Genomic DNA, 22,981 nt, shown 5'->3' with positions numbered 1-22,981 from the left:
GCCCGAACCTTGTGTCGGGTCCGATGGCCCTTACAAGCGAACGGCGCTCTAAGCCAAAAGCCTCGCGGGTTTCGGTCCGCCATAAGCCCAGTCCAGCAGCTCGACCGTGTGCAGGATCGGCATTTCCGTGCCAGTCGCGATCTGCGTGATGCAGCCGATATTGCCGGTGGCAATGACATCCGCGCGTGTGGCTTCGATGTTCCTCACCTTGCGCGCCTTCAGCTTTCCTGAGATCTCCGGCTGCATGATGTTATAGGTTCCGGCCGACCCGCAGCAGAGGTGCCCTTCCGCCGGATCGCGGACGGTGAAACCAGCCGCTTTCAGCAATTGCTTCGGCGCCATGGTGATCTTCTGGCCATGCTGCATGGAGCAGGCCGAATGATAGGCAACCGTCAGGCCCTGGCTTTCCTTTTGTGGCAGGTCGAGCGTGGCAAGATATTCGGTGATGTCCTTCGCGAGTGCCGATACCCGTGCGGCTTTGTCCGCATAGGCCGGATCAAGCCGCAGCATATGGCCGTAGTCCTTGATGGTCGTGCCGCAGCCGGATGCGGTGATGATGACGGCATCGAGGCCGCCATTTTCCATTTCACGCATCCATACATCGACATTGCGGCGGGCGGCGGCGAGCGCCTCAGCCTCGCGCCCCATATGATGCACCAGCGATCCGCAGCAGCCTTCCCCCTTAGGCACGACAACCTCCACGCCAAGCCGCGCCAGAAGACGCAGCGTCGCCTCGTTGATACCAGGATCGAGCACCGGCTGGGCGCAGCCGGTAAGAATGGCGACACGTCCACGCTTTTCACCTTCGGCTGACCGTTCACCCGGACGGGCAGAAGCTGAAACGGCGGGCACGGAAGCCGGGGCGAGAGCGAGCATGGATTGCAGCGGTTTCAGCGCGGGAAACTTCGCGAGCACACCGGCGAAGGGTCGCGTGATCCGTGCCAGATGCAAGGCCAGCCGGAAGCGACCGGGATAAGGCAGAACTGCAGCCAGAAGATTGCGGGTCAGGCGGTCCATGAAAGGACGTTTATAGGTTTGTTCGATATGGGCGCGGGCGTGATCGACCAGATGCATGTAATCGACGCCGGACGGACAGGTGGTGGTGCAGGCAAGGCAGGACAGGCAGCGGTCGATATGGGTGACGACTTCGCGGTCCGCCGGGCGGCTATTTTCCAGCATGTCCTTGATGAGGTAAATGCGGCCGCGCGGACTGTCCAGCTCATTGCCAAGCGTGACATAGGTGGGACAGGTGGCGGTGCAGAAGCCGCAATGCACACATTTGCGCAGGATTTTTTCGGATTCCGCCACATGCGGATCAGCCAGCTGCTCGGGCGTGAAGGATGTTTGCATGGTTCAGACGGCCCTTCCCATCTTGCCAGGATTGAAGATGCCCGCTGGATCGAGCTTTTCCCTGATGCGCGCAGACAATATGGCCTCCGCCGCCGGGCGCGGTTCGAATGCCGGCACGGTGGCGCGCACCGCGTCGCTCGCCCGTATCAAGGTGGCGTGCCCGCCGCCGAGCGCGCGGATGGCACCGCGCAGCAATTCCGCTTCGGGGTCCGCCTCCATCTGCATCCAGATGAGACCACCCTGCCAGTCATAAAAGGCATCGATGCCCGCTTCCATGCGCAAGGCAGCAACCAGCCTGTGGCCTTCGCTCGGCGCGACCGAGACTTTCCAGAGCGGTTTGGCATCTTGCCCGGCATAGGGCGCGACATTCCGCACCTGCCGCCATAAAACAGCACTCTCCTCGCCTTCCAGCAGCGCCCATGGGCCAACCCGATCCATGACGGAAAGGAGTTTCGCCGCGCGCGCCTCGACGGAAGCCCCGAGCCCTTCCAGCCGCAGGATTGTCGCCGGACCTTCCGGCAGCGCACCTGCAATGAAATGGGAGCGAACGCTTTCCGGCAGATGAGCCGCACCGGAAACCTCGACGCTCATCGCCATCGCTGCCGCCATGATCCGCGTCGCGGCCTCGTCGTCCAGACCGGAGACAACCACGGTTTTTTCCGCGGGCGGTTTCGGCAACACGCGGAAGGTTACTTCCGTGAGAAAACCGAGCGTGCCGTGTGAACCCGCCAGAAGCTTCGAAAGATCTAGCCCGGTGACATTCTTCATCACCCGGCCACCCGCCTTGATGACTTCCGCCTTTCCATTGACGAAACGGATGCCGAGCAGGCTGTCACGCGCCGCACCAGCCACATAACGGCGCGGGCCGGAAACATTGGCAGCAAAGACGCCGCCGATGGTCGGCTCGCCTGTGGTTCCCATGATCGGGCGGTGGTCCATCGGCTCGAAGGCCATCATCTGCCGGTTTCCGGCAAGGGCGGCCTCGACGGTGGCGAGCGGTGTGCCTGCTTTGACCGTCATTACCATTTCGGCAGGGTTGTAGGCGATGATGCCAGCCATTGCGCGGGAGGAAAGCGTTTCATCTGCCTCGACCGCATTGCCGAAACCGGAGCGGGTGTTGCCGCCGATGATTTTCAGCGGGGTTTTTCGGGTTGTGTGGTCGCGGATGATGTCGGCGACCTGGGTTTCTGCATAGGGCGTCAGCATGGGGTGCGCTCCGAGCAAGAGATACCCTCCTCTGCCCTGCCGGGCACAGAGGGGTGAGCCGCACCCACCAAGGCTACAAAGCTAAAGTACATCATCCCCTCCCCTCCAGCGGAAACACCTTGGAAGGGTTCATCAGCCAGCCCTCGTCAAAAGCAGCGCGAACCGCCATCTGCTGGGCAAGATCAGCCTCGGCATATTGGTGCCGCATCAGGTCGCGTTTTTCGATGCCGACACCGTGTTCGCCGGTGAGGCAACCGCCCGCATCGACGCAGAGCTTCAGGATTTCATTGCCCGCCTCTTCGGCCCGGGCGGCGTCTTGCGGATCGTTGGCGTTGAAGAGGATCAGCGGATGCATGTTGCCATCGCCCGCATGAAAGACATTGGCGACGCGAAGGCCGAGGCGGTCGGTGATTTCGCTTGTTTTTTTCAGCACATAGGAAAGCTGGGAAAGCGGCACCGTGCCATCCATGCAGATATAGTCCGCGATGCGGCCCGTTGCGCCGAAAGCGGATTTCCGGCCCTTCCAGATCGCCGCGGCCTCCATGGCCGACTGGCATTCCCTGACCGTCTTCACGCCGTGTTTTTTCGCAATGGCGACAATATCGGCCAGCATGGCGTCCATTTCCGCCTCCGAGCCTTCGACCTCGACGATCAGCAGCGCGCCGACATCCAGCGGATATCCGGCCCTGGCGAAGGCCTCGCAAATCTCGATTGCCGGCTTGTCCATGAATTCGATGGCGACAGGAATGATGCCCGCGCCGATGATATCGGCCACGCAGGAGCCAGCTTCTTCGGAAGTTTCGAAACCAAACAGCACCGGGCGCGCGCCCTCCGGCTTGGCAATCAGCCGCACCGTCGCCTCTGTGACGATGCCGAGCTGGCCTTCCGAACCGCAAACGAGGGCGAGAAGATCGTAACCGGCAGCGTCAAGATGCTTGCCGCCCAGCTCCAGCACCGTGCCATCAACAAGCACCATTTTTACGCCGAGCAGATTATTGGTGGTGACACCGTATTTCAGGCAGTGCGCACCGCCGGAATTCATGCCGACATTGCCGCCGATGGTGCAGGCAAGCTGCGAGCTTGGGTCCGGCGCATAAAAGAAGCCTTCCGCACCGGCCGCATCGGAAATGGAGAGATTGGTGACGCCCGCCTGTACCCTTGCCGTGCGATTGTAAAAATCGAGTTCGAGGATCGCGGACATCTTCGAAAGGCCGATCACCACCGCATCTTCCTGCGGAATGGCGCCGCCGGAAAGCGAGGTGCCCGCGCCGCGCGGCACGACAGGAATGCCGTAACGGTGACAATATTTCAGCACCGCTGCGACCTCTTCGGTGGTCTTCGGCAAGGCGACGGCCAGCGGCAGGCGGCGGTAGGAGACGAAAGCGTCGGTCTCGAAAGGCACGAGCTCACGCGGCTCGTGCACGAGACAGTCCTCGGCCAGGATATCCTTCAGATCGGATATGATGCGGTCACGGCTCGATAAAACCGCCGCACGCGGCTCCAGAAACTTGATCGGCTGCGTCACCGCCCCCTCCTCCATGCACGTCCTGCCAAGTGGTATTGTTTCTTTACCACTTTGAAGGAGCGCAATCAAATGCTAAGGATTTTTTCCGTTCTGGAAATAATCGGGAGGCAACTGTGACAAATCTGGGCGATCTGGAGGTCTTCGCAACCGTTGCCGCCTCCGGCAGCATGTCACTTGCCGCCAAGGAGCTTGGTTATTCGCCCGCTGTTATTTCCAAGCGCATCAAGCGGCTGGAAGAAAAGCTCGGCGCACGGCTGTTCCAGCGCACGACAAGGCAGATCTCACTGACCGAAGCGGGCCAGGGCTTTTACGAACGGGTACTTGCCGTGCTGGAAGGGCTGGAGGATGCCGAGGATTTCGTGTCTGGGCGCGCTAACACCGTCAACGGCACGCTGAAAATCTCAGCTCCCACCTCCTTCGGTCGCATGCATATTGCGCCGCATCTGAAGACGTTCATGGAGCGCCACCCGGACCTGTCCGTCAATCTGGTGCTCAGCGACGAATTCATCGATATCATCGAAGGCGGTTACGATCTGGCGATCCGCATCGCCGATCTCAATTCCTCCAGCCTCGTCGCCCGCCGGCTGGCGCCGGTGCGCCGCGTGCTATGCGCCTCGGCGGAATATGTCACTGCCCACGGCATGCCGGCGACGATCGAGGACCTTAAGAAGCACCGCTGCCTGCCGGCCCACAACAACGATATCTGGCGACTGGAAGGACCGGGCGGGGCGCTCAGCATCCGCCCGGAAGGCATGCTGGTCACCAATTCCAGCGAAGTGATCCGCGAGGCGGTGATATCGGGACTGGGAATTGCGTTGCGCTCCACCTGGGATATCGGCCACGAATTGCGCGCCGGCCGGCTGGTGCAGGTTCTACCCAGCTATGAGGGATCGCGAAACGTCACGCTGTCGGCGGTCTATCCAAGCCGCCAGTTCCTGCCCGCGAAGGTGCGGCTGTTCATCGACTATCTCGCCGGACTTTACGGCCCCTCACCCTATTGGGAGCATGATTGACGCCGGTATTCAGTGCCCGCCCTCGACATGGGAGCGGCGAATGCGGCGCACCACCCACCAGACGCCAAAGACGGCCAAGGGAACGGAAAGGCCGGTGACCACGGCTGGATCAACCGGCAGCACGTCGTGGCTGATCGCCTTGGTGAGATAACCGATCAATCCGACGACATAATAGGAGATGGCGGCGACGGACAGGCCTTCCACCGTCTGCTGCAGGCGAAGCTGCATGGCGGCGCGCCTGTTCATGGTGTTCAGGAGCACCGTGTTCTGCCGTTCCAGTTCCACGTCGATCCAGCTTCTGACGAGTGCCGTAGCGCGATAGAGCTTGCGCGACAGGTTGGCCTGCCGCTCCTCGACCGACTGGCAGGTGCGCATGGCGGGCGCCAGGCGCCTTTCCAGAAAGCTGCCCATGGTCTCGTGCCCCTGAACCGGCGTTTCCGCAAGCGCGCGAATACGTTCATGCACGATGCCGTCATAGGCGCGGCTGGCGCCAAAACGATAGAGGCTGAGCGCGGCATTGGCTTCCAGTTCCGCCGCAAGCCGGGTCATCTCCGCCAGCAGCGCATCGGCCTCGTCGCGCGCGCCGTTTTTCATGCGCTGGGTGATTCCCGTCAGGCCATCTTCGATGCGACGGATTTCCGGCGACAGCGTCTGCGCCATCGGCAGTCCGAGCATGGCGAGCGTGCGATAGGTCTCGATATCCAGCAGCCGCTGCACCAGCGCACCGCGGCTGTAATCGCTCAAGCCACGGTCGATCACCAATATCTGCGTCAACCCGTCGCGATCCTGACGGAAATCGGTGAGGATCGCCGCCTGCCCGTCGCGCACGTCGCTGTAACAGAGGCTCGTCGGCTCGAACATGGTCTCCGCGTTGGGGGCCGTTGCGCCTTCTGGACGGATTTCCAGCCGTATGCCTGATATCAGGGAGCCGGGTGGCGAAAAACCGTCGCCGAACGGATCGCCGACAATATCGCCGCCGAATTTTTCCGGCGCGGGGCCATCCCAGAACCATGTCGAGAATTCGGTATGCCGCTCCCAGCGCAGCGTGCCCTGCCCCCAGGGCATGGCATGGTGGCGGGCATCGCGTTCCGGCGGCGCGACACCCCGGCTACGCGACATTTCCGCAATGACCGAGTGATGCACGGCAGAACCGCCATCCATCATGAAGGCAAGCTGGACGATGATGCGCGACGGCGCGAGAAGCACGGTCGGCCGCGCATGAACCTCGCCGAGAGCCAGCGATCTTTCCGGCGCGCTTGCGAAAGCAAATCTACCCTTGGCCATTGCGATATCGTCCCCGCCTGTTTCGCCGGTTATCTAGAACATCCATCGCGATGACGACACCGCAATCGAAGCATATGTAATTGTTTTGATGCACCTGACGGAGAAAACCGTCATCACCACCCTGTGCGGGTGCTTTAACAAAAGCCAGTTTAAAAAGGCAGGTGCCGTGTTGCCGCAGGCATGGCGCAGAGCTTACGGCAGAACTGGACAGAATATTTGACCAGTGCGATGCTTCGCTGATAATTTGCCCCATCGAATACGGGGCGGGACTTCGCCGGAGAATGTTGCGATGGACGAAACACTGTTCGCCCGAATAGAGCACAGCCGCACATCGCAGGAGGTGATCTTACGTTTCGAGGAGCTCATCCTCGACGGCATATTGCGGGATGGCGACCGGCTGCCCGGCGAGCGTGAACTGGCGCAGAAGCTCGATGTCTCGCGGCCAATCCTGCGGGAAGCGCTGAAGGAACTCGAAACGCGCGGCCTTCTCACCAGCCGGCACGGCGGTGGGACTTATGTGGCCGATATTGTCGGTCCGGTCTTTTCCGATCCCTTGAGCGCGCTGATCACACGCCACAGCCGCGCAACGCGGGATTTTCTGGAATATCGCCGATATATCGAAGGCATGACCGCCGAACTTGCGGCACAGCGGGCGACGGAACCGGACAGGCGCAACCTTGCGGCTATCGTCGAAAAAATGCGGGAGGCCCATGAGGCTGGCCGCTTCGAAGAAGAACTTGCAAGCGATGTGGAATTTCACAACGCCATCGGCGAGGCGGCACATAATATCGTGCTGATGCACACATTGCGGTCCTGCTACCGGCTCCTGAGCGACGACATCTTCTATAACCGCCATCTCATATTCAGCGTCGCAGGTGCGCATGACGAGGTGTTGAGACAGCATATCGCCATCCACGAGGCCATTGCGGGCAGTAATGCGGCAGGGGCAAGGGCTGCGGCGGAAACCCATATCGATTTCATCGTGGACACCACATCAAAGGCGCATCAGGCAAGGGAATGGGACCGGATTTCACGCCTGCGACAACAGCAGCGCAACGCCTGAAAACAGCTTCAGACGAAATGCGGCATCGCTTTTCTTCAGATTTTATGGAACCTTTTGTCCTCTTTGGTCTTTTTCTGGGGTTAATTGGAAAAATTTACCAAGATGGGACCCATGACGACCACGAGCGAAACTGAACGCTATCCAAGGATAGCTCTCATATCGACGCATGGCTATGTCGCCGCGCACCCGCCACTCGGCGCAGCGGACACCGGGGGACAAGTGGTTTATGTGCTTGAGCTTGCACGCAAACTCGGCCAGCTCGGTTACACCGTTGATCTCTATACCCGCCGCTTCGAAGACCAGCCGGAATTCGACGAGGTTGACGAGCGCGTCCGTGTGGTGCGCATTCCCTGCGGCGGGCGCGATTTCATTCCCAAGGAATATCTGCACCGCCACCTGATGGAATGGTGCGAAAACGCGTTGCGCTTCATCAAGAAAAACAACCTCAACTACTCTTTCATCAACAGCCACTACTGGGATGCGGGCGTTGCCGGGCAGCGGCTTTCCGAGGCGCTGAAAGTCCCGCATCTGCACACGCCGCATTCGCTCGGCCTCTGGAAAAAACGCCAGATGGAAACCGACTACCCGGAAAAGGCCGATACCTTCGAACTTGAGTTCAATTTCAAGGAACGTATCCAGCACGAACTCATCATCTATCGCAGTTGCGACATGGTGATTGCGACGACGCCGGTGCAACTCGACGTCCTGATCGAAGATTACGGTCTGAAGCGCAAGCACATCCACATGATCCCGCCGGGTTATGACGACAACCGCTTCTTCCCCGTCTCTGATGCGACGCGGCAAATGATCCGGCAGCGTTTCGGTTTCGAGGGCAAGGTGGTGCTGGCGCTTGGACGCCTTGCCACCAACAAGGGTTACGACCTTTTGATCGACGGCTTCTCGGTTCTTGCGGCGCGCGAGCCGGAAGCCCGCCTTCATCTGGCCGTCGGCGGCGAGAATATGGACGAGCAGGAAACCACCATTCTCAATCAGCTGAAAGAGCGGGTCAAATCGCTCGGGCTGGAGGACAAGGTGGCGTTTTCCGGCTATGTCGAGGACGAGGATTTGCCTGATATCTACCGGGCAGCCGATCTTTTCGTTCTGTCGAGCCGTTACGAGCCATTCGGCATGACCGCAATCGAGGCGATGGCGAGCGGAACTCCGACCGTGGTAACCATCCACGGCGGGCTGTTCCGCGCCGTCAGCTACGGCCGCCACGCGCTGTTTGCCGATCCTTTCGATAAGGAAGACCTTGGCATCACCATGATGAAGCCGTTCAAGCACGAGCGGCTGTATGGGCGGCTTTCCCGCATGGGGGCGCACAAGGCGCGCAGCCTTTTCACCTGGACGGGAATCGCGCAGCAATTGCTGGCGCTGGTGGAAGGCAGGCCGCTGATGCCTGTTCTGGAAGAATCCGATTGGGCAGAACCATGGAACGACGGCGATTGAAACCGCTTCGCTTGTTTTCCACCGATCTCGACGGAACCGTCGTCGGCGATAACGCCGCTACGCGCCGGTTCCGCGATTTCTGGCATTCGCTGCCGGACGATCTTCGCCCGGTTCTGGTCTTCAATAGCGGCAGGCTGGTCGATGACCAGCTCGCCCTTTTGGAAGACGTTCCCTTGCCGAGGCCCGACTACATTATCGGCGGGGTCGGCACCATGCTGCACGCAAGAGAGCGGGGCGAGCTTGAAAGCGCCTATACGCATTCGCTCGGTACGGGTTTCGACCGGCAAAAGATCGCCGATGTCATGGCCGGCCTGCCGGGTGTGACCATGCAGGCGGAACGCTATCAGCATGGCCTCAAATCCAGCTGGTTCCTGCATGGTGCGGATGAGAAGACGCTCAGTGATATCGAAAACACGCTCGTTGCGGCGGATATCGATGCCCGGATCGTCTATTCCAGCAACCGCGACCTCGACATATTACCCAAGGCCGCAGACAAAGGTGCGGCATTGGCGTGGTTATGTGGACAACTGCACATTGGTCTCGACGAATCAGTGGTTGCGGGCGATACTGGCAATGATCGGGCGATGTTCGAGTTGAATGGTATTCGCGGTGTGATCGTTGGCAATGCCTTGCCGGAGCTTCTTTCGCTGGCGAACAATGACAGCCGTTTTTTCCTCTCGCGCGCGACCGAAGCTGACGGTGTGATCGAAGGTCTCCAGAATTGGGGATTGCACACTGGCCAACGCAGTTGCGGCAATAATTCATAGCGGTTTTGCGTTCTGAATAGCGTAAAACAGAAAAAATGCAGTATTCCCGCGATCGGTCGCTGACGGTTACGTACCGGGCAAAGCCTTCGTTCGCACCCCTGCCACATCCCCTGCTGCCTAAGATCTTCAACGGCATGAAGACAATCGTGGGTTATGCGTGAGAGGGGATTGGCGGGACATAAAGGATATCTATATTAGCAGTTACGACTAACAGGCGAAGAAGGATCCACACGGATTGAAGATTTTGAATCGATTGGCGACAGATGTAGGCTTGATGTTGCGCAGACCGCCGCGACAGCAATACGCAGCGCTGTGCTATCGATCGTCCAAAAAACATCATGAGCCGGAAGTCCTGTTGCTGACAAGCAGGGATACGGGGCGCTGGGTCATTCCCAAAGGCTGGCCCATGGCCAACAAGAAGGCGCATGCAGTTGCCGAACAGGAAGCCTACGAGGAAGCCGGTGTCAAAGGCAGGGTGGATAAGGCCCCCTTCGGCTTTTATGAGTATGAGAAAAAGCTGAACAGCGGCATCAATGTGCTGTGCAAGGTTCAGGTACATCTGCTCGAAGTGGCGGAGCTGCAGGACAGCTTTCCCGAGAAGGATTCCAGACGGCTTGAATGGGTTACTCCCGAAGAGGCCGCCAAACGGGTCAACGAGCCGGAACTGAAAGCGCTCATGCTCACTTTCGACAAGCGGATGGCGCTTTCGAAATAGCGTCCACGCCCGAATAGTGGCAATCTGCAGTTTGTTTTTCCAACATGGCTTTTACTGTCTTTCATTTTGGAAAGATGTGCGAGATGTAACAGTCTTTCTGTAAATTGCCTTCAGCCCGCGACATTGCCGGACGAATGGGAATGCTGGCGAACGAGGTCTGAATGGCAATAAAGCCGCCACCGAACATGAAGCCGACGCTCGACAAGGATCTCGAGAAGATCACCCGTGTCGAAGAGGCGACGCTGCACGTCACGCAGCAGCTTGCCGGCCTTGGTGCGGGGGTGATGTTCGTTGTTCTGGCGGCGATATTTGCGGGCGCCTTCGTCACGGGCACGGCGGGCGCCGTCATCATCATCGCAGCCGTTGCCATCGGCGCCTATATGGCAATCAACATCGGCGCAAACGATGTAACAAACAATGTCGGCCCGGCGGTCGGCGCCAAGGCGATGCCGCTTGCAGCGGCACTCATCATCGCCGCCATCTGCGAAATCGCGGGTGCCTTGATCACCGGCGGCAACGTCGTCGAGACCATTTCCAGCGGCATCATCAACATCCAGACCATTCCCGACCGCACCGTGTTTTCCTGGGCTATGTTGTCGGCCCTTCTCGCCGCCGGTCTTCTCGTCAATATCTCGACCTGGACGAAAGCGCCGATTTCCACCACCCACACGGTGGTTGGCGGCGTTGCGGGGGCTGGAATGGCGGCCTATGGCATCCGGGCAGTCGACTGGCTGTCGCTTGGCAGCATCGCCTTTGCCTGGGTTCTAGCGCCCTTTATAAGCGCGGCCATCGCCATCGCCCTCCTTGCCTTCATCAAGGAATTCATCATCTACCGGGAGGACAAGATTGACGCCGCGAAGCGTTGGGTTCCTGTTCTGATCGGCATCATGACCGGGGTCTTCACCGCTTATCTCATCTGGGTGGGGCTGAGGCAGATCGTGCATGTCTCGCTTGGCCATGCAAGCGGCATCGGGCTTTTGACCGGCCTCGTCGCCTGGCGGCTGTGTGTGCCGATCATCCGCAAACAATCGGTGGGATTGGAAAACCGCAACCAGTCGCTTCGAACGCTGTTTCAGTGGCCGCTCGTTCTTGCGGCTGGCCTCATGTCCTTCGCGCATGGGGCAAATGACGTTTCGAACGCCATCGGCCCGGTGGTGGCAATCGTGCGGGCACTGCACGACGAGGCGGTGGAGACGTCCGCCCGCGCGCCGCTCTGGGTGATGCTGGTCGGCGCATTCGGGCTTTCCTGCGGTATTCTTCTCTATGGCCCGCGCCTCATCCGCCTTGTCGGTGAACAGATCACCAAGCTCAACCCGATGCGCGCTTTCTGCGTTTCCGTGGCCACGGCTCTGACGGTTCTCGTCGCATCACGCTTCGGCCTGCCGGTCAGCACCACCCATACGGCGATCGGCGCCGTGTTCGGCGTCGGCTTCTTCCGCGAATGGTACACGCAGGCGTCTCGACGGCGGCAGGAACTCGTCCAGGCCGGCACCAGTCAAATCCGCCGGGCCGATCGATATCTGGACAATCCTTCCGAGATACGCCGCCGTTATCTCGTCCGGCGATCCCACTTCATGACCATCATCGCCGCCTGGCTGGTGACCGTTCCCGCAAGTGCTACGCTTGCAGCACTGTTATATTGGCTTATGTCCTTCCTCTTTCTCTGACGCTGAAACAGAAAAGTCCCATGCGCGCAAATTTCCGGATGCAACGCCTGTTCGTCGAAACCCCGCTTGCTGCGGGCGTGGCGCAGGAAGCGACAACCGAACAGTTCAATTATCTCGCCAATGTACTGCGCATGACCGATGGCGCGGAAATCCTGCTGTTCAACGGTCGCGACGGGGAATGGAAGGCGAGGCTCTCCTTTCCGAGCCGTAAGAAGATCACCCTCATCCCTCTGGAACAGACACGGCCCCAGCCGCAGGCATCGGATCTGCACTACCTGTTTGCGCCGCTGAAAGTCGGACGCATGGATTATCTGGTGCAGAAGGCGGTCGAGATGGGGGCCGGTCTTTTGCAGCCGGTGATGACCCAGCATGTGCAGGGCAAGATCCACAATACCGAAAAACTGCGCGCCAATGCCATCGAGGCCGCCGAGCAATGCGGCATCCTGTCGTTGCCTGACGTGGCCGAGCCGGTGAAACTGAAAGACATGCTCGAGACCTGGTCCCAGGATCGACGGATCATCTATTGCGACGAGGGCGACGCGGGCCAAAATCCGCTGCCTGTCCTGCAATCCATCAAGGAACGCAAAATCGCTCTTCTGGTCGGCCCGGAAGGCGGGTTTTCCGAAGAGGAAAGAGAGCTGCTGCGCAGCCTTACCTTCGTCACCCCCATCCCGCTCGGGCCGCGTATCCTCAGGGCCGATACGGCTGCGGTCGCAGCCCTTGCGGTCATTCAGGCATCGATTGGCGACTGGAATTGACCTATCTGGGACATGTCTTTATCGCAAAACCGCTGCACAGTTTTACGCGACATGCGCTGAACCATTGCGCTTCATGCATCTTTAAAAGAAATTCATTTGCCTCCGGATATGATCCGGCTCTATCTGCCACACATATGCCTCGCCGCAACAGAGACGTCATAACAAGGTAAGCCATGGCACGCGATACGACCGACCAGACACCCCTCTCCTCCGTCACGGAGCTTACAGATTATCTGGCCGGCGGTTGCAGAGCTGAAGCCGACTTCCGCATTGGCACCGAGCACGAGAAATTCGCCTTTTTCCGCGAGGGCAACCGGCCGGTTCCCTATTTCGGCGAGGCCAGCATTTCCGCTCTGCTGAAGGGCATGCAGGAAAAGCTCGGCTGGGAGCCGATCATGGATGGTGAAAACATCATCGGACTTGGCGAACAGCACGGCATGGGCGCCATATCGATCGAGCCGGGCGGCCAGTTCGAACTGTCAGGTGCCCCGCTCGAGAACCTGCATCAGACCTGCAAGGAATCGAACCAGCATCTGGCGACCCTGCGCGAAGTGGCGGAGCCGATGGGCATCCGTTTTCTCGGTATAGGCGGCAGCCCGCTGTGGAGCTATGACGAAACACCGCGCATGCCGAAATCGCGCTACGCGATCATGACGCGCTACATGCCGAAGGTCGGGACCAAGGGTCTCGACATGATGTACCGTACCTGCACCATTCAGGTTAACCTCGACTTCTCTTCCGAAGCGGATATGCGCCAGAAGATGCGCGTTTCCGTGAAGCTCCAGTCGCTGGCAACCGCACTGTTTGCTTCCTCGCCCTTTACCGAAGGCAAGCCGAACGGCCTGCTTTCCTGGCGCGGCGATATCTGGCGCGATACCGACAATCGCCGCTCCGGCGTGCTGCCCTTCACCTTCAATGACGATTTCGGCTTCAAGGATTATGTCGAATGGGCGCTGGATGTGCCGATGTATTTCATCGTGCGCGACGGCAAGTATCACGATTGCACCCATGTCACCTTCCGTCAGTTCATGAACGGGGCGTTAAAGGGTGAAATCGCCGAATGGGAACCGACCATGGGTGACTGGACGAACCATCTCTCCACGCTGTTCCCCGATGTGCGCCTGAAGCGCTTTCTGGAAATGCGCGGTGCCGATGGCGGCCCATGGAGACGCATCTGTGCCCTGCCCGCTTTCTGGGTCGGCCTTCTCTATAATCAGGAAGCGCTTGACGCAGCCGATGCGCTGACAGCCGGCTGGAGTTTCGATGAGGTCATCGCCCTTCGCAATACCGTGCCGGCCAAGGGGCTGGCGGCGGAGATCGCCGGCAAGCCGCTTCTCGGTTTCGCCCGCGAGGTGCTCGACATTTCCCGCACCGGCCTCAAGAACCGCAACCGGCTGAACGGCGAAGGCCAGGACGAAACCGTGTTCCTGTCATCGCTGGACGAGGTTCTTGCCAAGAAGACCACGCTCGCCGAAGACCTGCTTGCGCTCTATAACGGCCGCTGGGGTGGAACGGTGCTGCCAGTATTCGATGAATATCAGTATTAAAGCATTTCGCTGAAACTGCGCAGCGGCTTTACGTCCGGACAGTGCGCAAGACAGGCAAGGCGTTGCCATAAAAAAACCCGGTGCGGCCGAGGGGCCTGACACCGGGCAAAGGCAGGGTTATTGGCAAATCACCCTGCGGGGAAAACCTTATCGGTTCGCAAGCAATCCCGGCGTCTGGAGGTACGCCGGAATTGCACGAACACAAGCCTAGAGCGTCTTGAACCGCGTGACTGAGCGCGTGCGTGCGGCGCGGGTCAGATGGGCGGTCGGATCTTCGAGCAAGCCGGTATTGAGCGCGTTGGTCACATCCGAGCGCGCCAGCCCGATATCGGCGAGCAGGCGATCGTCAAGCTCCGTGAGACCATTTGCGACGATACGATTGTAGATGCGCTGCACAAACGTTTTCACGGTGGAAGCAACACCGAAAGTGATGCGACGCAGGGTGTCGCTCTGCTGGCCGGTTGCGAATTCCAGTTCCATTTTCCGTTCTGCCGTGCGCATAACAATGATCCTTCCGTAACGGCACGATGCGGCACCGCTCCCGACGCACCGTGCGCGGGAAGCTGCCTTGGGTTGGGGGCCTGACGATGTGCCCGCCCCGGGGTTGAGATTGATTTGCTGGGTGTCAAAATGTCGCAAGACTATTGATCAGTCCAACGAATGTTTCTAATGTGAGGCATCAATCATTCTGATGGATGAGTATCAATGTCCGCACCTCTCGACATAGACCAGCTGCACACCTTCATCGCCATTGTCGATACCGGCAGCTTTACCAAGGCCGCTGAGCGCGTTTTCAAGACGCAATCCGCCGTATCCATGCAGATGCGGCGACTTGAGGAGCGGATCGGCAAACAGCTCTTTGCAAAGGACGGGCGCGGCAACCGCCTGACGGCCGAGGGCGAGAAACTGATGAATTATGCCCGCCGCATCATTCGCCTTAACAACGAGGCGATTGCGGCCTTCGATGACAACAGGCTCGAGGGCACGTTGCGCATCGGCACCCCGGACGACTATGCCGACCGCTACATGCCAGAGATCATCGGGCGTTTCGCCAAGACGCATCCGAATGTCGAGCTTTACATCGTCTGCGAACCTTCGGTGAGCCTTGCCGAAAAAATGGCGCGCGGCGAGCTGGATATAGCACTCGTCACCCACAATCCCCGCGCCCGCTCCTCCGATGTCGTGCGCACCGAGCCACTCTGCTGGGTCACCTCCGCGAACCATCCGCTGAAGGATGATGCGCCAGTGCCGCTGGCTGTCGGCCGGCGCGACTGTCACTGGCGCCAGCTCGCCTGCTCGGCGCTCGATGCCGACGGGCGGGATTATCAGGTGCTGTTCACCAGCTGGTCTTCCACCGTGGTTGCCGCCGCCGTGCTGGCAGGCATGGCGGTTTCCGTGCTGCCGGAATCGGCGCTGCGTACCGGCATGAAGGTTTTGACCGCCTCGGACGGTTTCCCACCGCTGCCGCCGGTCCAGATCGGCCTGATGAAACGGCCCGGCCTGTCGCCCTCGCTGGTAAACGCCATTACAGACCACATCACCGCCTGCCTCGACAACATCTCTCCGATGAACGTCGCCGATGAGCTGGATAACGATGTGAAGACCTACCCGAAGATGCCGCGCCTGCGCGCCGGGCACATGCTGCCGGGCTGGTGAATGGGTCCGCAAATGCGGTCGTGTGAGACGCCTTAACCGGGTAAGCTCGGCCTTTCCATCGTCCGTCTTCGCGTTGCAGCCTACCGTGCACGCAGCGATGCGACAGCCAGCAGCGTGTCGCCGCTGATGCCCACCGAGCCGCTGCCGTTGAACAGCATCATGATCGGGTTGGTGGTGTTCTGCTTGTCGTCGTACATGATGGTAAAACGGGCGATCAGCTTCTTGACCTTATCGGGGTCCTGGAAGTCCTCGATGTCGAAATATTTCTTCATCATCGCCACCTGCGTATCGACCCCGGCATTGCCGAGTTCATCGGGAATGCCAAAGGTGGTCGTGATGAAGTTCTGGATCGCGGTGTCGGCAAGAATGGAGTAATAGGACGTTGTTCCCGCCGCCATTCGCTTGAAATAGAGCGCCAGACGCACGCCCGCATTTTCTTCACCTGCCTGCGTCTCCAGCGTCTGCGTCAGATAATTGTCCAGCGTCTCGTAGAGGCCGCGACGAGTCTGGATGGAGCTTCGATCCTCGCGCAGGATATTACCGTCCGTGTCGAAATTGAACGCGGTGACGAGACGGCGAAAAGCCGGGTCCATCTCCTTGTTGAGATAGCTGTCCTTGTCATCCAGATTGGACGTGAACATTTTTTGCAGCTGGTCCTTGGTGACCTTCGTCGGGTCGATGCCAAGCGATTCCATCGCGAATTTCGTCAGGCGATCATTCCCCAGAAAATCGCTGAGCGTCTTGACCTTCTGTAGCTCCGAACGGAAAAATTCCGCCTCCTTCTTGGCGGCTTCCTTTTCCTGGTCTGTTCCGAAGGCTGATTTCTTCTTGATGTAGTCGACCGACATGCTCTGAATTTCAAGTTCGGACTGCGCAAGAACCGGAGAGCCTGGCGATCCGTCAGACTTGAAGTTGAAGAGTTCCGCGAGTTTGACGTAACGGTCGTCTTTCAGCGCATAAACGTAGCTCTTCTTGTCCAACAGGTCGCTGGTCAAGGCTTTACGAACGTCCGCAATATTCACCTTCGTCGGATCGAGGCCGACCGCCTTGAGCGCATAGGTGTAGACCGCGCTGCTTTCCAGGAAGTCCGCAACGGATTTGACGTTGGCAATATCGCTTTTGAACAGCTTCAAAGCGTTTTCGTCAGCGGCTTCGTCCTTGTCGTTATAATGGTTCATGTACCCGTTGGTCGTGGTAACGGTCTGGGTCGTCGTCTGTGGTGCCGTACCGTCCGGCAGCGTTCCATCCGCCTTGAAATTGAACGCTTCACGCAATGCGATGTAACGTTTGTCGCCATTGCCGAACTTGGCGATATAGTTGTTGGGATCGCTGAGATCGCTGGTCAAAATGTTCTCGATCGTCGCATTGACTATGGTCAAGTCATTCAGGTCGAATGCGACCTTGATGTAATTCACCAGACGCGGGTCTGCCATTAACTCATCGACGGTCTTGATCGAACCGATCTTCGATTCGAAATAATCCCTGTTCAAGGTGGCAACGGTCGGGGTCACACGCGGGGCACTGCCGACATAGGCCTGGGTCAGGATCTTGACGTTGTCGGCCGTCTGCGCCTGGCCGGCCGCAACGCTACCGTCATTGGCAAATTCGAAAGCCTGGGCCATCTGCGCCATCGTATTATATTGCGAGACGGTATTCGAGAGCTGGGTCTGCTCCGCCGTGATGGAGGCAAGGGTCGCCGCCCACTGGTCCTTCGGCGGCAGCACGGCTTCAAGCTGGGTGAGCTGATCCTGCCGGGTGGTTTTCTCTGTTTCAAGGGCGGTTCGCTGTTCGGCGGTCAGCGTGGTATCAGCCAGCGCGGTATCGATGGCCGTTATCCGATCCGTCACATCCCCATGCAACTCGATATTGCCCTTGGTCGTAAGCTTTTCCACGGCAGCGGAATAGGCCGCGCCGAACTTCTGGTTCAGATAGCTGTTCGGGTCATCGATATCGCTCGTCATCAATCCCTTGATGTGGGAATAGCTGTAGGTCTTCTCATCAATGCTGAAGACCTCGAAGATGTAGGCGCGGGTTCTATCGTTCTGAAGCAGCTGGTCGACGTTCGTGACCGTTCCGATGATCGCCTTATAATAACGGGTTTCTTCGGACAGGCTGTCATCGAGGTTGGTGATCGAGGTGTCGTAAAGCCCGATCATCTTATCGAGCTGCGCCTCCGTCTGCACTGTGGTGGTGGACTGAGTGAAGTTGAAGGATGCGGCAAATTCGCGATAACGTTCATCGGTCAGCTTGTTGGCAAAGCTGTTCTGGTCGTTCAGGTCGCTTTCCAGCACCTTCTTCATGAAGGCCTTGGCGTAGGTCATCTCGCCGAGACCGAAGGCATCCATGGCATAGGAATAGAGCTGGTAGTTATTGAGGAACTCGTCGACGCTTTTTACATTGCCGATGTTTTCCTTGTAATATTTCGTCTGCCGCTCGACGACCCCCTGCTGCGACACGCGTGAAATGCTTGCCTTCATATCGCGGTTGATGAGGTCGTAGCTCAGAAAAGTCGATACCATGCGAATGCCCCCTGGAGCACCGCGCATCACGCTGGATACGGCCGGCTCCGGTTTTGAATTCGCCCACCACACCTCCATCCGGACGCACGGCAGGCCTTGGCGCGACTGTGCATGACGCGCCTTGCCCGGAGCTTGAAAGAGCACAGTTTCGGGACTGAGAAAAATCGCATTGTCTCAATCGGCTTTACCTCAGCGAAACCATGCCACGGTGGGTTTTGCTAACCATTTGGGAATGCAAAGTTTTCTTAACCGCGATTTTTAAGCAGTCTCGAACATGCGGCGGATATTCTCCTGACATCAGAGGACGAAAAGTCCCGATGAGAAGACCGGAAACCGGCTCTCAGGTAAAACAAGGGTAGAATAAACATGACCAAGACCGTTCTGAAGCCCGACTGGGCCGTCGCCACACTCAGACTCGACCCGGCACGTTTTCCGCAACAGGTCACCTATGGCAGGGGCAATGGCGCAACCGATGTTGCCGTCACGCTCGATGAACGGGGCGCCGTTCTGCGAAAGGTCCTGTCCTCTTCCGGCCTGCCTTTGTCCTTCGCCCTGCCAGCCCGCGCTTTCAAGGGCGTTGCCGCCCGCGCCATCGACCATGGTGATGGACAGGTGACGGTGACGCTGGAGCTTCACCACGACGATCCGGAACTTTGCGTTCCGCTTCTCGTCGCCCATGATCTTTGCGATATCGCCGCCGACTGGCGCAGCTGGTCCGAAGCCTACCGCATTCCGATGCTGATGGTGGAGGCCGATGGCGTCGCCCGTCCGCTGGAAGAACATCTCGGCAAGGTGCGCACCAAGAACAGCCGCCCCCGTCGCCGGCACTCCTATTTCGCGGATCGTCGCCCGCGCTTTCTCGTTCGCCGCTCCACCGGTTCTCTCGGCATGAGCATGAAGATCGAGGGCAAGGAAATCATCGCTCGCAGCTGATAATCTTCAGACAAAACAATAAAAAGCCCGGCGCGGATATCGCGGCCGGGCTTTTTTGCATCTACCTTTCAACAACCTCACGCCAACAGAAGCGGCAGAATGAGACCGGCGAAAATCAGCACGCCGACGCGGTTGTTGGATTTAAACAGCACAAGGCATTGCGCCACGTCGTCGATATCGAGCACCCAGACCTGCCGGAAAAGCATGATGGCGGCGGCGGCAAGGCCGCTATAGGCGATCAGGTTAACGCCCGCTCCCCAGAAGGACAGGGCGATCATGACAAGGGCTGTGCCATAAAGAAAAACCAGCCAGCGATGTGTGTTGTCTCCAAACAGCAGCGCGGTTGAACCGATGCCCACTGCCGTGTCGTCTTCCTTGTCCTGATGGGCGTAGATTGTATCATAACCGATCGTCCAGGCGATGGAGCCGACATAAAGCAGGACAGCAGGCCAGGCGATGGACCCGAACTGCCCGGCCCAGCCCATCAGCGCACCCCAGGAAAAGGCAAGGCCGAGAAAAAATTGCGGCCAGTTGGTGAAGCGCTTGGCGAAGGGATAGATTGCCACGAAGACCAGCGAGAATATGCCGGTGGCAATCGCAAATCCGTTGAACTGCAACAGCACCACGAGTCCGGCGAGCGCCTGCAACACGATGAAGACCTTCGCCTGCGCCCTGCTCACGCGACCAGATGGCAGCGGCCGCGAGCGCGTGCGCGCCACTGCCATGTCGATCTTGTGGTCCGCAAGATCGTTATAGGTGCAGCCCGCGCCGCGCATCGCCACCGATCCGATGAAAAACAGCGCCAGATGCCAGATCAGCGTGCCCCAGGAAAAACCGCCGCTTGCTACCGCGGCATTGGCCGCGAGTGCTGCGGACCAGAAACACGGCCACATCAGCAATTGCCAGCCGATGGGGCGGTCCCATCTTGCCAGCTGCGCATAGGGCCAGAGGGGTCTCGGCAAAATCCGATAGACCCAGTTGTTGGATGGTGCGTCGGAGACGCGGTCTGACAAATCGCTGTGGTGAACCATGGGGATGGTTCTACAGCATCGGCAGGCGAATCGGAATCGATTTCAGCACTTGGCCGCAGACACAAAAAAGCCCCGCAACGCTTTCGCGGCGGGGCTTGGGGTGGGCATATTCGCCTCGCCTCAGGGCAGCGTGAAGCCGAATTTGTAGCTTGCCTGGACGCCGACGACGAACTGATTCTTGGAGCCGCGCTCACGCACCAGCGAGCTGTCGGCGGCATCGCCCGTCAGGCGGCGATATTCGGCGAAGGAACCAACTTCAGCGGCTTCCGTGACCTTCCATGTGATGGCGGCGCCGACGCCGGCGGAATGCAGGCCGCCGCCGGGGCTGTAGGGCGATGGCGCGCCGGCCGCTGTCTGCGCGGCGCTTACGCCGTAATAGCGTTCATTGTATTTGCTGCTGACCCATGTGGCGCGCGGGCCGGCGGAAATCTGGATACCGGGGGCGATATCGGTGAAGACGTCGGCCGAGAGGTCGGCGACCACGCCGCTATGGCTGCGGATGCCCTGACGGGCTTCGCCGCGAATACGCAGCCAGTCGGTGGGATAAGCCTCGGCGAAACCGCCAAGCTCGCCGCCGCGCTTGATGCGGGTCATGCCTTTCAGATCGGCCGAATCCTTCTGGTCACGCGGAGACACCAGTTTTCCCGCAAGACCCATACTGATCGGGCCATTGTCCAGCAGCGAGATCGAGGCGCTGTCGTTGCGCGAGGTGAAACGCGCGCCCTGACCCTGACGGCCGAGAGAAATGATGGGCGAAAAGCCGAATTCGTTCTTGTTGTCGCCCTGATATTTCGGCGCAGAAAAACCCGAACCGCCGAGCTTCAAATACCAGTCGCCGGAAAACCAGCCATCGGCATGGGCGTTACCGACGGCAAAAAGCGATAAAACACAAGCGGCGACGGCCGCTGATGGCTTGAACATGAAAATAACCCCAGGAAACGCAATACAAACAGGTAAGCGTAGAATTAGAGGGATTCCGTTTCCATTCCATTAACCAGCGCGAGAAGGCGGCGATTAGCTCTTCCGTCATTCCGGCCCTGAGCCGGAATTCAGCCGTCGCGCGTCTGCGCGGCAGGAAGCCTTCTTTCAGCCCGAGGACTTGGGCCGACTGGAGGCCGGATCAGGTCCGGCATACGGCGGAGAAGGCGCAAGCCTTAGAACATAACCTTCTCAAGCGGCGGCCGCGTCTTTTCGAACTCCAGCAGCTTTTCCTCGTTGCGGGCAATGTAATCGCGATTATGCGGAACGGCGTCGCGATCCTTGGCGAGCTGGATCTGGAAAATATGGAAATTTTCGTGGGTAAAGGCCATTTCGGACCCCGCCAGATAAAATTCCCACATGCGGAAGAAACGTTCGTCATAAAGTGCTACCGCCTCTGCCTTGCGCGCCACGAAACGTTCGCGCCAATGCCTCAGCGTATGCGCATAATGCATGGGCAGGATTTCGATATCCTTCACCAGCAGCCCCGACTTCTGGATGGCCGGCAGCACCTCGGCGAGCGAGGGGATGTAACCACCGGGGAAAATATATTTTTCGATGAAGGGATTGGTCGCCAGTGCCGGACTGGGCTGGCCGATGGAATGCAACACCATTACGCCCTTGTCGTCCAGAACCTCCGCCACCTTGTCGAAGTAATCGCGGTAATGGGTCGGCCCGACATGTTCGAACATGCCGACCGAGACGATACGGTCGAATTTCTTCGAGGCAGGCAGGTAACGGTAGTCCTGCAATTCGAAACGAACATTGCCGGCAAGCCCACGTTTTGCTGCACGGTCACGGGAAACGCGCAGTTGCTCCTCGCTGAGCGTGATGCCGGTCACATCGGCACCCGCACTTTCGGCAATATACATCGCCATGCCGCCCCAGCCGGACCCGATCTCCAGTACGCTCTGGCCCGGCTCCGTCATCAGCTTGGCGGCGATGTGCCGCTTCTTGGCGACCTGCGCCTCATAAAGGCTGATGCCCGGCGGATTGAAATAGGCGCAGGAATATTGCCAGTCCTCATCAAGGAAGATGTCGAACAGCTTGGCGCTCAGATCATAGTGATGGGCGACGTTACTCTTGTTGTGGTTTACCGGCAGATGCATCCTGATGCGGGCGGCGATGATGCGGGCCATACCACGCCACACCATGCCGAAGGACAGCGCCTCGCTTAGCGTGTTGCTTTTAACCAGCGCCAGAAAGTCGTAGATGTCGCCCTCGACGACCTGCATACGGCCTTCCATATAAATTTCGGCGAGTTTCAGCGCAGGATCGGCAGCGATCTCCTGCATGGCAGCTTCGTCGGTGAAATTCAGAACCACCCTTGTTCCGGTACCGTTACCAAATGTGCGGCTACCACCCGGGCTATTGACGACAAGATTACCGTTCTTGATTATCTTTTCGAGAAGAACATGCAGAGACGACGCCATGGCACCCCCAATTGCTAAGTCTCACTTATCAATTTTTCTGACCGTATTCCTTTCGGCACAAGTTTCAAGATAGTCTTATTTCAAAAA

Annotated in this window: 19 protein-coding genes; 10 read left to right on the top strand and 9 right to left on the bottom strand. The window is 59.0% G+C overall.

What is annotated here, in order from left to right; all coding sequences use genetic code 11:
• Nucleotides 1-48: 48 nt before the first annotated feature.
• The 3 genes from glcF to G6L97_RS01530 form a co-directional block, all read right to left on the bottom strand.
• Entirely contained in the window at nucleotides 49-1,350 is a 1,302-nt protein-coding gene (gene glcF / locus G6L97_RS01540) for a glycolate oxidase subunit GlcF (RefSeq protein WP_004432239.1), read from the bottom strand.
• Nucleotides 1,351-1,353: 3 nt separating this feature from the next.
• Nucleotides 1,354-2,556: an FAD-binding protein gene (locus G6L97_RS01535; RefSeq protein WP_111782785.1), complete on the bottom strand. Its 1,203-nt coding sequence runs from the start codon at nucleotides 2,554-2,556 to the stop codon at nucleotides 1,354-1,356.
• A 91-nt stretch (nucleotides 2,557-2,647) separates the two neighbouring features.
• Nucleotides 2,648-4,096 carry an FAD-linked oxidase C-terminal domain-containing protein gene (locus tag G6L97_RS01530; RefSeq protein WP_236762564.1) on the bottom strand — a complete coding sequence of 483 codons (1,449 nt, stop codon included), beginning with the start codon at nucleotides 4,094-4,096 and terminating at the stop codon, nucleotides 2,648-2,650.
• 98 nt (nucleotides 4,097-4,194) lie between these two features.
• Between G6L97_RS01530 and G6L97_RS01525 the strand changes: the two genes are divergently transcribed.
• On the top strand, nucleotides 4,195-5,094 hold the full coding sequence (locus tag G6L97_RS01525; RefSeq protein ID WP_004432244.1) for a LysR family transcriptional regulator: 900 nt from the start codon (nucleotides 4,195-4,197) through the stop codon (nucleotides 5,092-5,094).
• Nucleotides 5,095-5,103: 9 nt separating this feature from the next.
• On the opposite strand, the gene G6L97_RS01520 is transcribed toward G6L97_RS01525, so the two are convergent.
• Nucleotides 5,104-6,378, bottom strand: coding sequence for a DUF3422 family protein (locus G6L97_RS01520; RefSeq protein WP_111782786.1), 1,275 nt, complete (start codon nucleotides 6,376-6,378; stop codon nucleotides 5,104-5,106).
• A gap of 289 nt (nucleotides 6,379-6,667) precedes the next feature.
• Between G6L97_RS01520 and G6L97_RS01515 the strand changes: the two genes are divergently transcribed.
• The 7 genes from G6L97_RS01515 to G6L97_RS01485 all read left to right on the top strand — a co-directional run bounded on the left by G6L97_RS01515 (nucleotide 6,668) and on the right by G6L97_RS01485 (nucleotide 14,344).
• Nucleotides 6,668-7,441: a FadR/GntR family transcriptional regulator gene (locus tag G6L97_RS01515; RefSeq protein WP_019564254.1), complete on the top strand. Its 774-nt coding sequence runs from the start codon at nucleotides 6,668-6,670 to the stop codon at nucleotides 7,439-7,441.
• Nucleotides 7,442-7,543: 102 nt separating this feature from the next.
• Nucleotides 7,544-8,890: a glycosyltransferase family 4 protein gene (locus tag G6L97_RS01510; protein WP_004432251.1), complete on the top strand. Its 1,347-nt coding sequence runs from the start codon at nucleotides 7,544-7,546 to the stop codon at nucleotides 8,888-8,890.
• Nucleotides 8,887-9,657, top strand: a complete 771-nt coding sequence (locus G6L97_RS01505) for an HAD-IIB family hydrolase (RefSeq protein WP_111782788.1) — start codon at nucleotides 8,887-8,889, stop codon at nucleotides 9,655-9,657. Before G6L97_RS01510 ends, G6L97_RS01505 begins: the two co-directional genes overlap by 4 nt.
• Nucleotides 9,658-9,931: 274 nt before the next feature.
• On the top strand, nucleotides 9,932-10,372 hold the full coding sequence (locus G6L97_RS01500) for an NUDIX hydrolase (protein ID WP_013635535.1): 441 nt from the start codon (nucleotides 9,932-9,934) through the stop codon (nucleotides 10,370-10,372).
• Nucleotides 10,373-10,533: 161 nt separating this feature from the next.
• Nucleotides 10,534-12,039 carry an inorganic phosphate transporter gene (locus G6L97_RS01495; protein WP_025592560.1) on the top strand — a complete coding sequence of 502 codons (1,506 nt, stop codon included), beginning with the start codon at nucleotides 10,534-10,536 and terminating at the stop codon, nucleotides 12,037-12,039.
• Between the two features lie 20 nt (nucleotides 12,040-12,059).
• Nucleotides 12,060-12,797: a 16S rRNA (uracil(1498)-N(3))-methyltransferase gene (locus tag G6L97_RS01490; RefSeq protein WP_162686722.1), complete on the top strand. Its 738-nt coding sequence runs from the start codon at nucleotides 12,060-12,062 to the stop codon at nucleotides 12,795-12,797.
• 173 nt (nucleotides 12,798-12,970) lie between these two features.
• Nucleotides 12,971-14,344 carry a glutamate--cysteine ligase gene (locus G6L97_RS01485; protein ID WP_174002645.1) on the top strand — a complete coding sequence of 458 codons (1,374 nt, stop codon included), beginning with the start codon at nucleotides 12,971-12,973 and terminating at the stop codon, nucleotides 14,342-14,344.
• Nucleotides 14,345-14,551: 207 nt separating this feature from the next.
• Here the strand turns inward: G6L97_RS01485 and G6L97_RS01480 are convergent, their stop codons facing one another.
• The gene (locus tag G6L97_RS01480) at nucleotides 14,552-14,845 is read right to left on the bottom strand and encodes a DUF1127 domain-containing protein (protein ID WP_174002643.1); all 294 of its coding nucleotides are present in this window, start codon (nucleotides 14,843-14,845) and stop codon (nucleotides 14,552-14,554) included.
• 204 nt (nucleotides 14,846-15,049) lie between these two features.
• On the opposite strand from G6L97_RS01480, the gene G6L97_RS01475 reads away from it, so the two are divergent.
• Entirely contained in the window at nucleotides 15,050-16,000 is a 951-nt protein-coding gene (locus tag G6L97_RS01475; protein ID WP_003515204.1) for a LysR substrate-binding domain-containing protein, read from the top strand.
• Between the two features lie 80 nt (nucleotides 16,001-16,080).
• On the opposite strand, the gene G6L97_RS01470 is transcribed toward G6L97_RS01475, so the two are convergent.
• On the bottom strand, nucleotides 16,081-18,519 hold the full coding sequence (locus G6L97_RS01470) for a DUF1217 domain-containing protein (protein ID WP_111782929.1): 2,439 nt from the start codon (nucleotides 18,517-18,519) through the stop codon (nucleotides 16,081-16,083).
• 366 nt (nucleotides 18,520-18,885) lie between these two features.
• On the opposite strand from G6L97_RS01470, the gene G6L97_RS01465 reads away from it, so the two are divergent.
• Nucleotides 18,886-19,452 carry a DUF6101 family protein gene (locus G6L97_RS01465; protein WP_003515202.1) on the top strand — a complete coding sequence of 189 codons (567 nt, stop codon included), beginning with the start codon at nucleotides 18,886-18,888 and terminating at the stop codon, nucleotides 19,450-19,452.
• Nucleotides 19,453-19,529: 77 nt separating this feature from the next.
• Here the strand turns inward: G6L97_RS01465 and ubiA are convergent, their stop codons facing one another.
• The 3 genes from ubiA to G6L97_RS01450 all read right to left on the bottom strand — a co-directional run bounded on the left by ubiA (nucleotide 19,530) and on the right by G6L97_RS01450 (nucleotide 22,894).
• Nucleotides 19,530-20,483, bottom strand: a complete 954-nt coding sequence (ubiA, locus tag G6L97_RS01460; protein WP_003515201.1) for a 4-hydroxybenzoate octaprenyltransferase — start codon at nucleotides 20,481-20,483, stop codon at nucleotides 19,530-19,532.
• Nucleotides 20,484-20,603: 120 nt separating this feature from the next.
• Nucleotides 20,604-21,404 carry a MipA/OmpV family protein gene (locus G6L97_RS01455; RefSeq protein ID WP_003515199.1) on the bottom strand — a complete coding sequence of 267 codons (801 nt, stop codon included), beginning with the start codon at nucleotides 21,402-21,404 and terminating at the stop codon, nucleotides 20,604-20,606.
• Between the two features lie 233 nt (nucleotides 21,405-21,637).
• Nucleotides 21,638-22,894 (bottom strand): SAM-dependent methyltransferase, encoded by a 1,257-nt coding sequence (locus G6L97_RS01450; protein WP_003515197.1) that lies wholly within the window; start codon nucleotides 22,892-22,894, stop codon nucleotides 21,638-21,640.
• Between the last annotated feature and the right edge of the window lie 87 nt (nucleotides 22,895-22,981).

The sequence above is a fragment of the Agrobacterium tumefaciens genome, assembly GCF_013318015.2.
Taxonomy (GTDB): Bacteria; Pseudomonadota; Alphaproteobacteria; order Rhizobiales; family Rhizobiaceae; genus Agrobacterium; species Agrobacterium tumefaciens.
This window is presented reverse-complemented; position numbering and strand designations above follow the sequence as displayed.

What these genes read in the sequence shown, in the direction of transcription:
- glcF (WP_004432239.1), bottom strand. Translation starts at nt 1,350, where the DNA reads ATGCAAACATCCTTCACGCCCGAGCAGCTGGCTGATCCGCATGTGGCG.
- G6L97_RS01535 (WP_111782785.1), bottom strand. Translation starts at nt 2,556, where the DNA reads ATGCTGACGCCCTATGCAGAAACCCAGGTCGCCGACATCATCCGCGAC.
- G6L97_RS01530 (WP_236762564.1), bottom strand. Translation starts at nt 4,096, where the DNA reads ATGGAGGAGGGGGCGGTGACGCAGCCGATCAAGTTTCTGGAGCCGCGT.
- G6L97_RS01520 (WP_111782786.1), bottom strand. Translation starts at nt 6,378, where the DNA reads ATGGCCAAGGGTAGATTTGCTTTCGCAAGCGCGCCGGAAAGATCGCTG.
- G6L97_RS01515 (WP_019564254.1), top strand. Translation starts at nt 6,668, where the DNA reads ATGGACGAAACACTGTTCGCCCGAATAGAGCACAGCCGCACATCGCAG.
- G6L97_RS01510 (WP_004432251.1), top strand. Translation starts at nt 7,544, where the DNA reads ATGGGACCCATGACGACCACGAGCGAAACTGAACGCTATCCAAGGATA.
- G6L97_RS01500 (WP_013635535.1), top strand. Translation starts at nt 9,932, where the DNA reads ATGTTGCGCAGACCGCCGCGACAGCAATACGCAGCGCTGTGCTATCGA.
- G6L97_RS01495 (WP_025592560.1), top strand. Translation starts at nt 10,534, where the DNA reads ATGGCAATAAAGCCGCCACCGAACATGAAGCCGACGCTCGACAAGGAT.
- G6L97_RS01490 (WP_162686722.1), top strand. Translation starts at nt 12,060, where the DNA reads ATGCGCGCAAATTTCCGGATGCAACGCCTGTTCGTCGAAACCCCGCTT.
- G6L97_RS01485 (WP_174002645.1), top strand. Translation starts at nt 12,971, where the DNA reads ATGGCACGCGATACGACCGACCAGACACCCCTCTCCTCCGTCACGGAG.
- G6L97_RS01480 (WP_174002643.1), bottom strand. Translation starts at nt 14,845, where the DNA reads ATGCGCACGGCAGAACGGAAAATGGAACTGGAATTCGCAACCGGCCAG.
- G6L97_RS01475 (WP_003515204.1), top strand. Translation starts at nt 15,050, where the DNA reads ATGTCCGCACCTCTCGACATAGACCAGCTGCACACCTTCATCGCCATT.
- G6L97_RS01470 (WP_111782929.1), bottom strand. Translation starts at nt 18,519, where the DNA reads ATGGTATCGACTTTTCTGAGCTACGACCTCATCAACCGCGATATGAAG.
- G6L97_RS01465 (WP_003515202.1), top strand. Translation starts at nt 18,886, where the DNA reads ATGACCAAGACCGTTCTGAAGCCCGACTGGGCCGTCGCCACACTCAGA.
- ubiA (WP_003515201.1), bottom strand. Translation starts at nt 20,483, where the DNA reads ATGGTTCACCACAGCGATTTGTCAGACCGCGTCTCCGACGCACCATCC.
- G6L97_RS01455 (WP_003515199.1), bottom strand. Translation starts at nt 21,404, where the DNA reads ATGTTCAAGCCATCAGCGGCCGTCGCCGCTTGTGTTTTATCGCTTTTT.
- G6L97_RS01450 (WP_003515197.1), bottom strand. Translation starts at nt 22,894, where the DNA reads ATGGCGTCGTCTCTGCATGTTCTTCTCGAAAAGATAATCAAGAACGGT.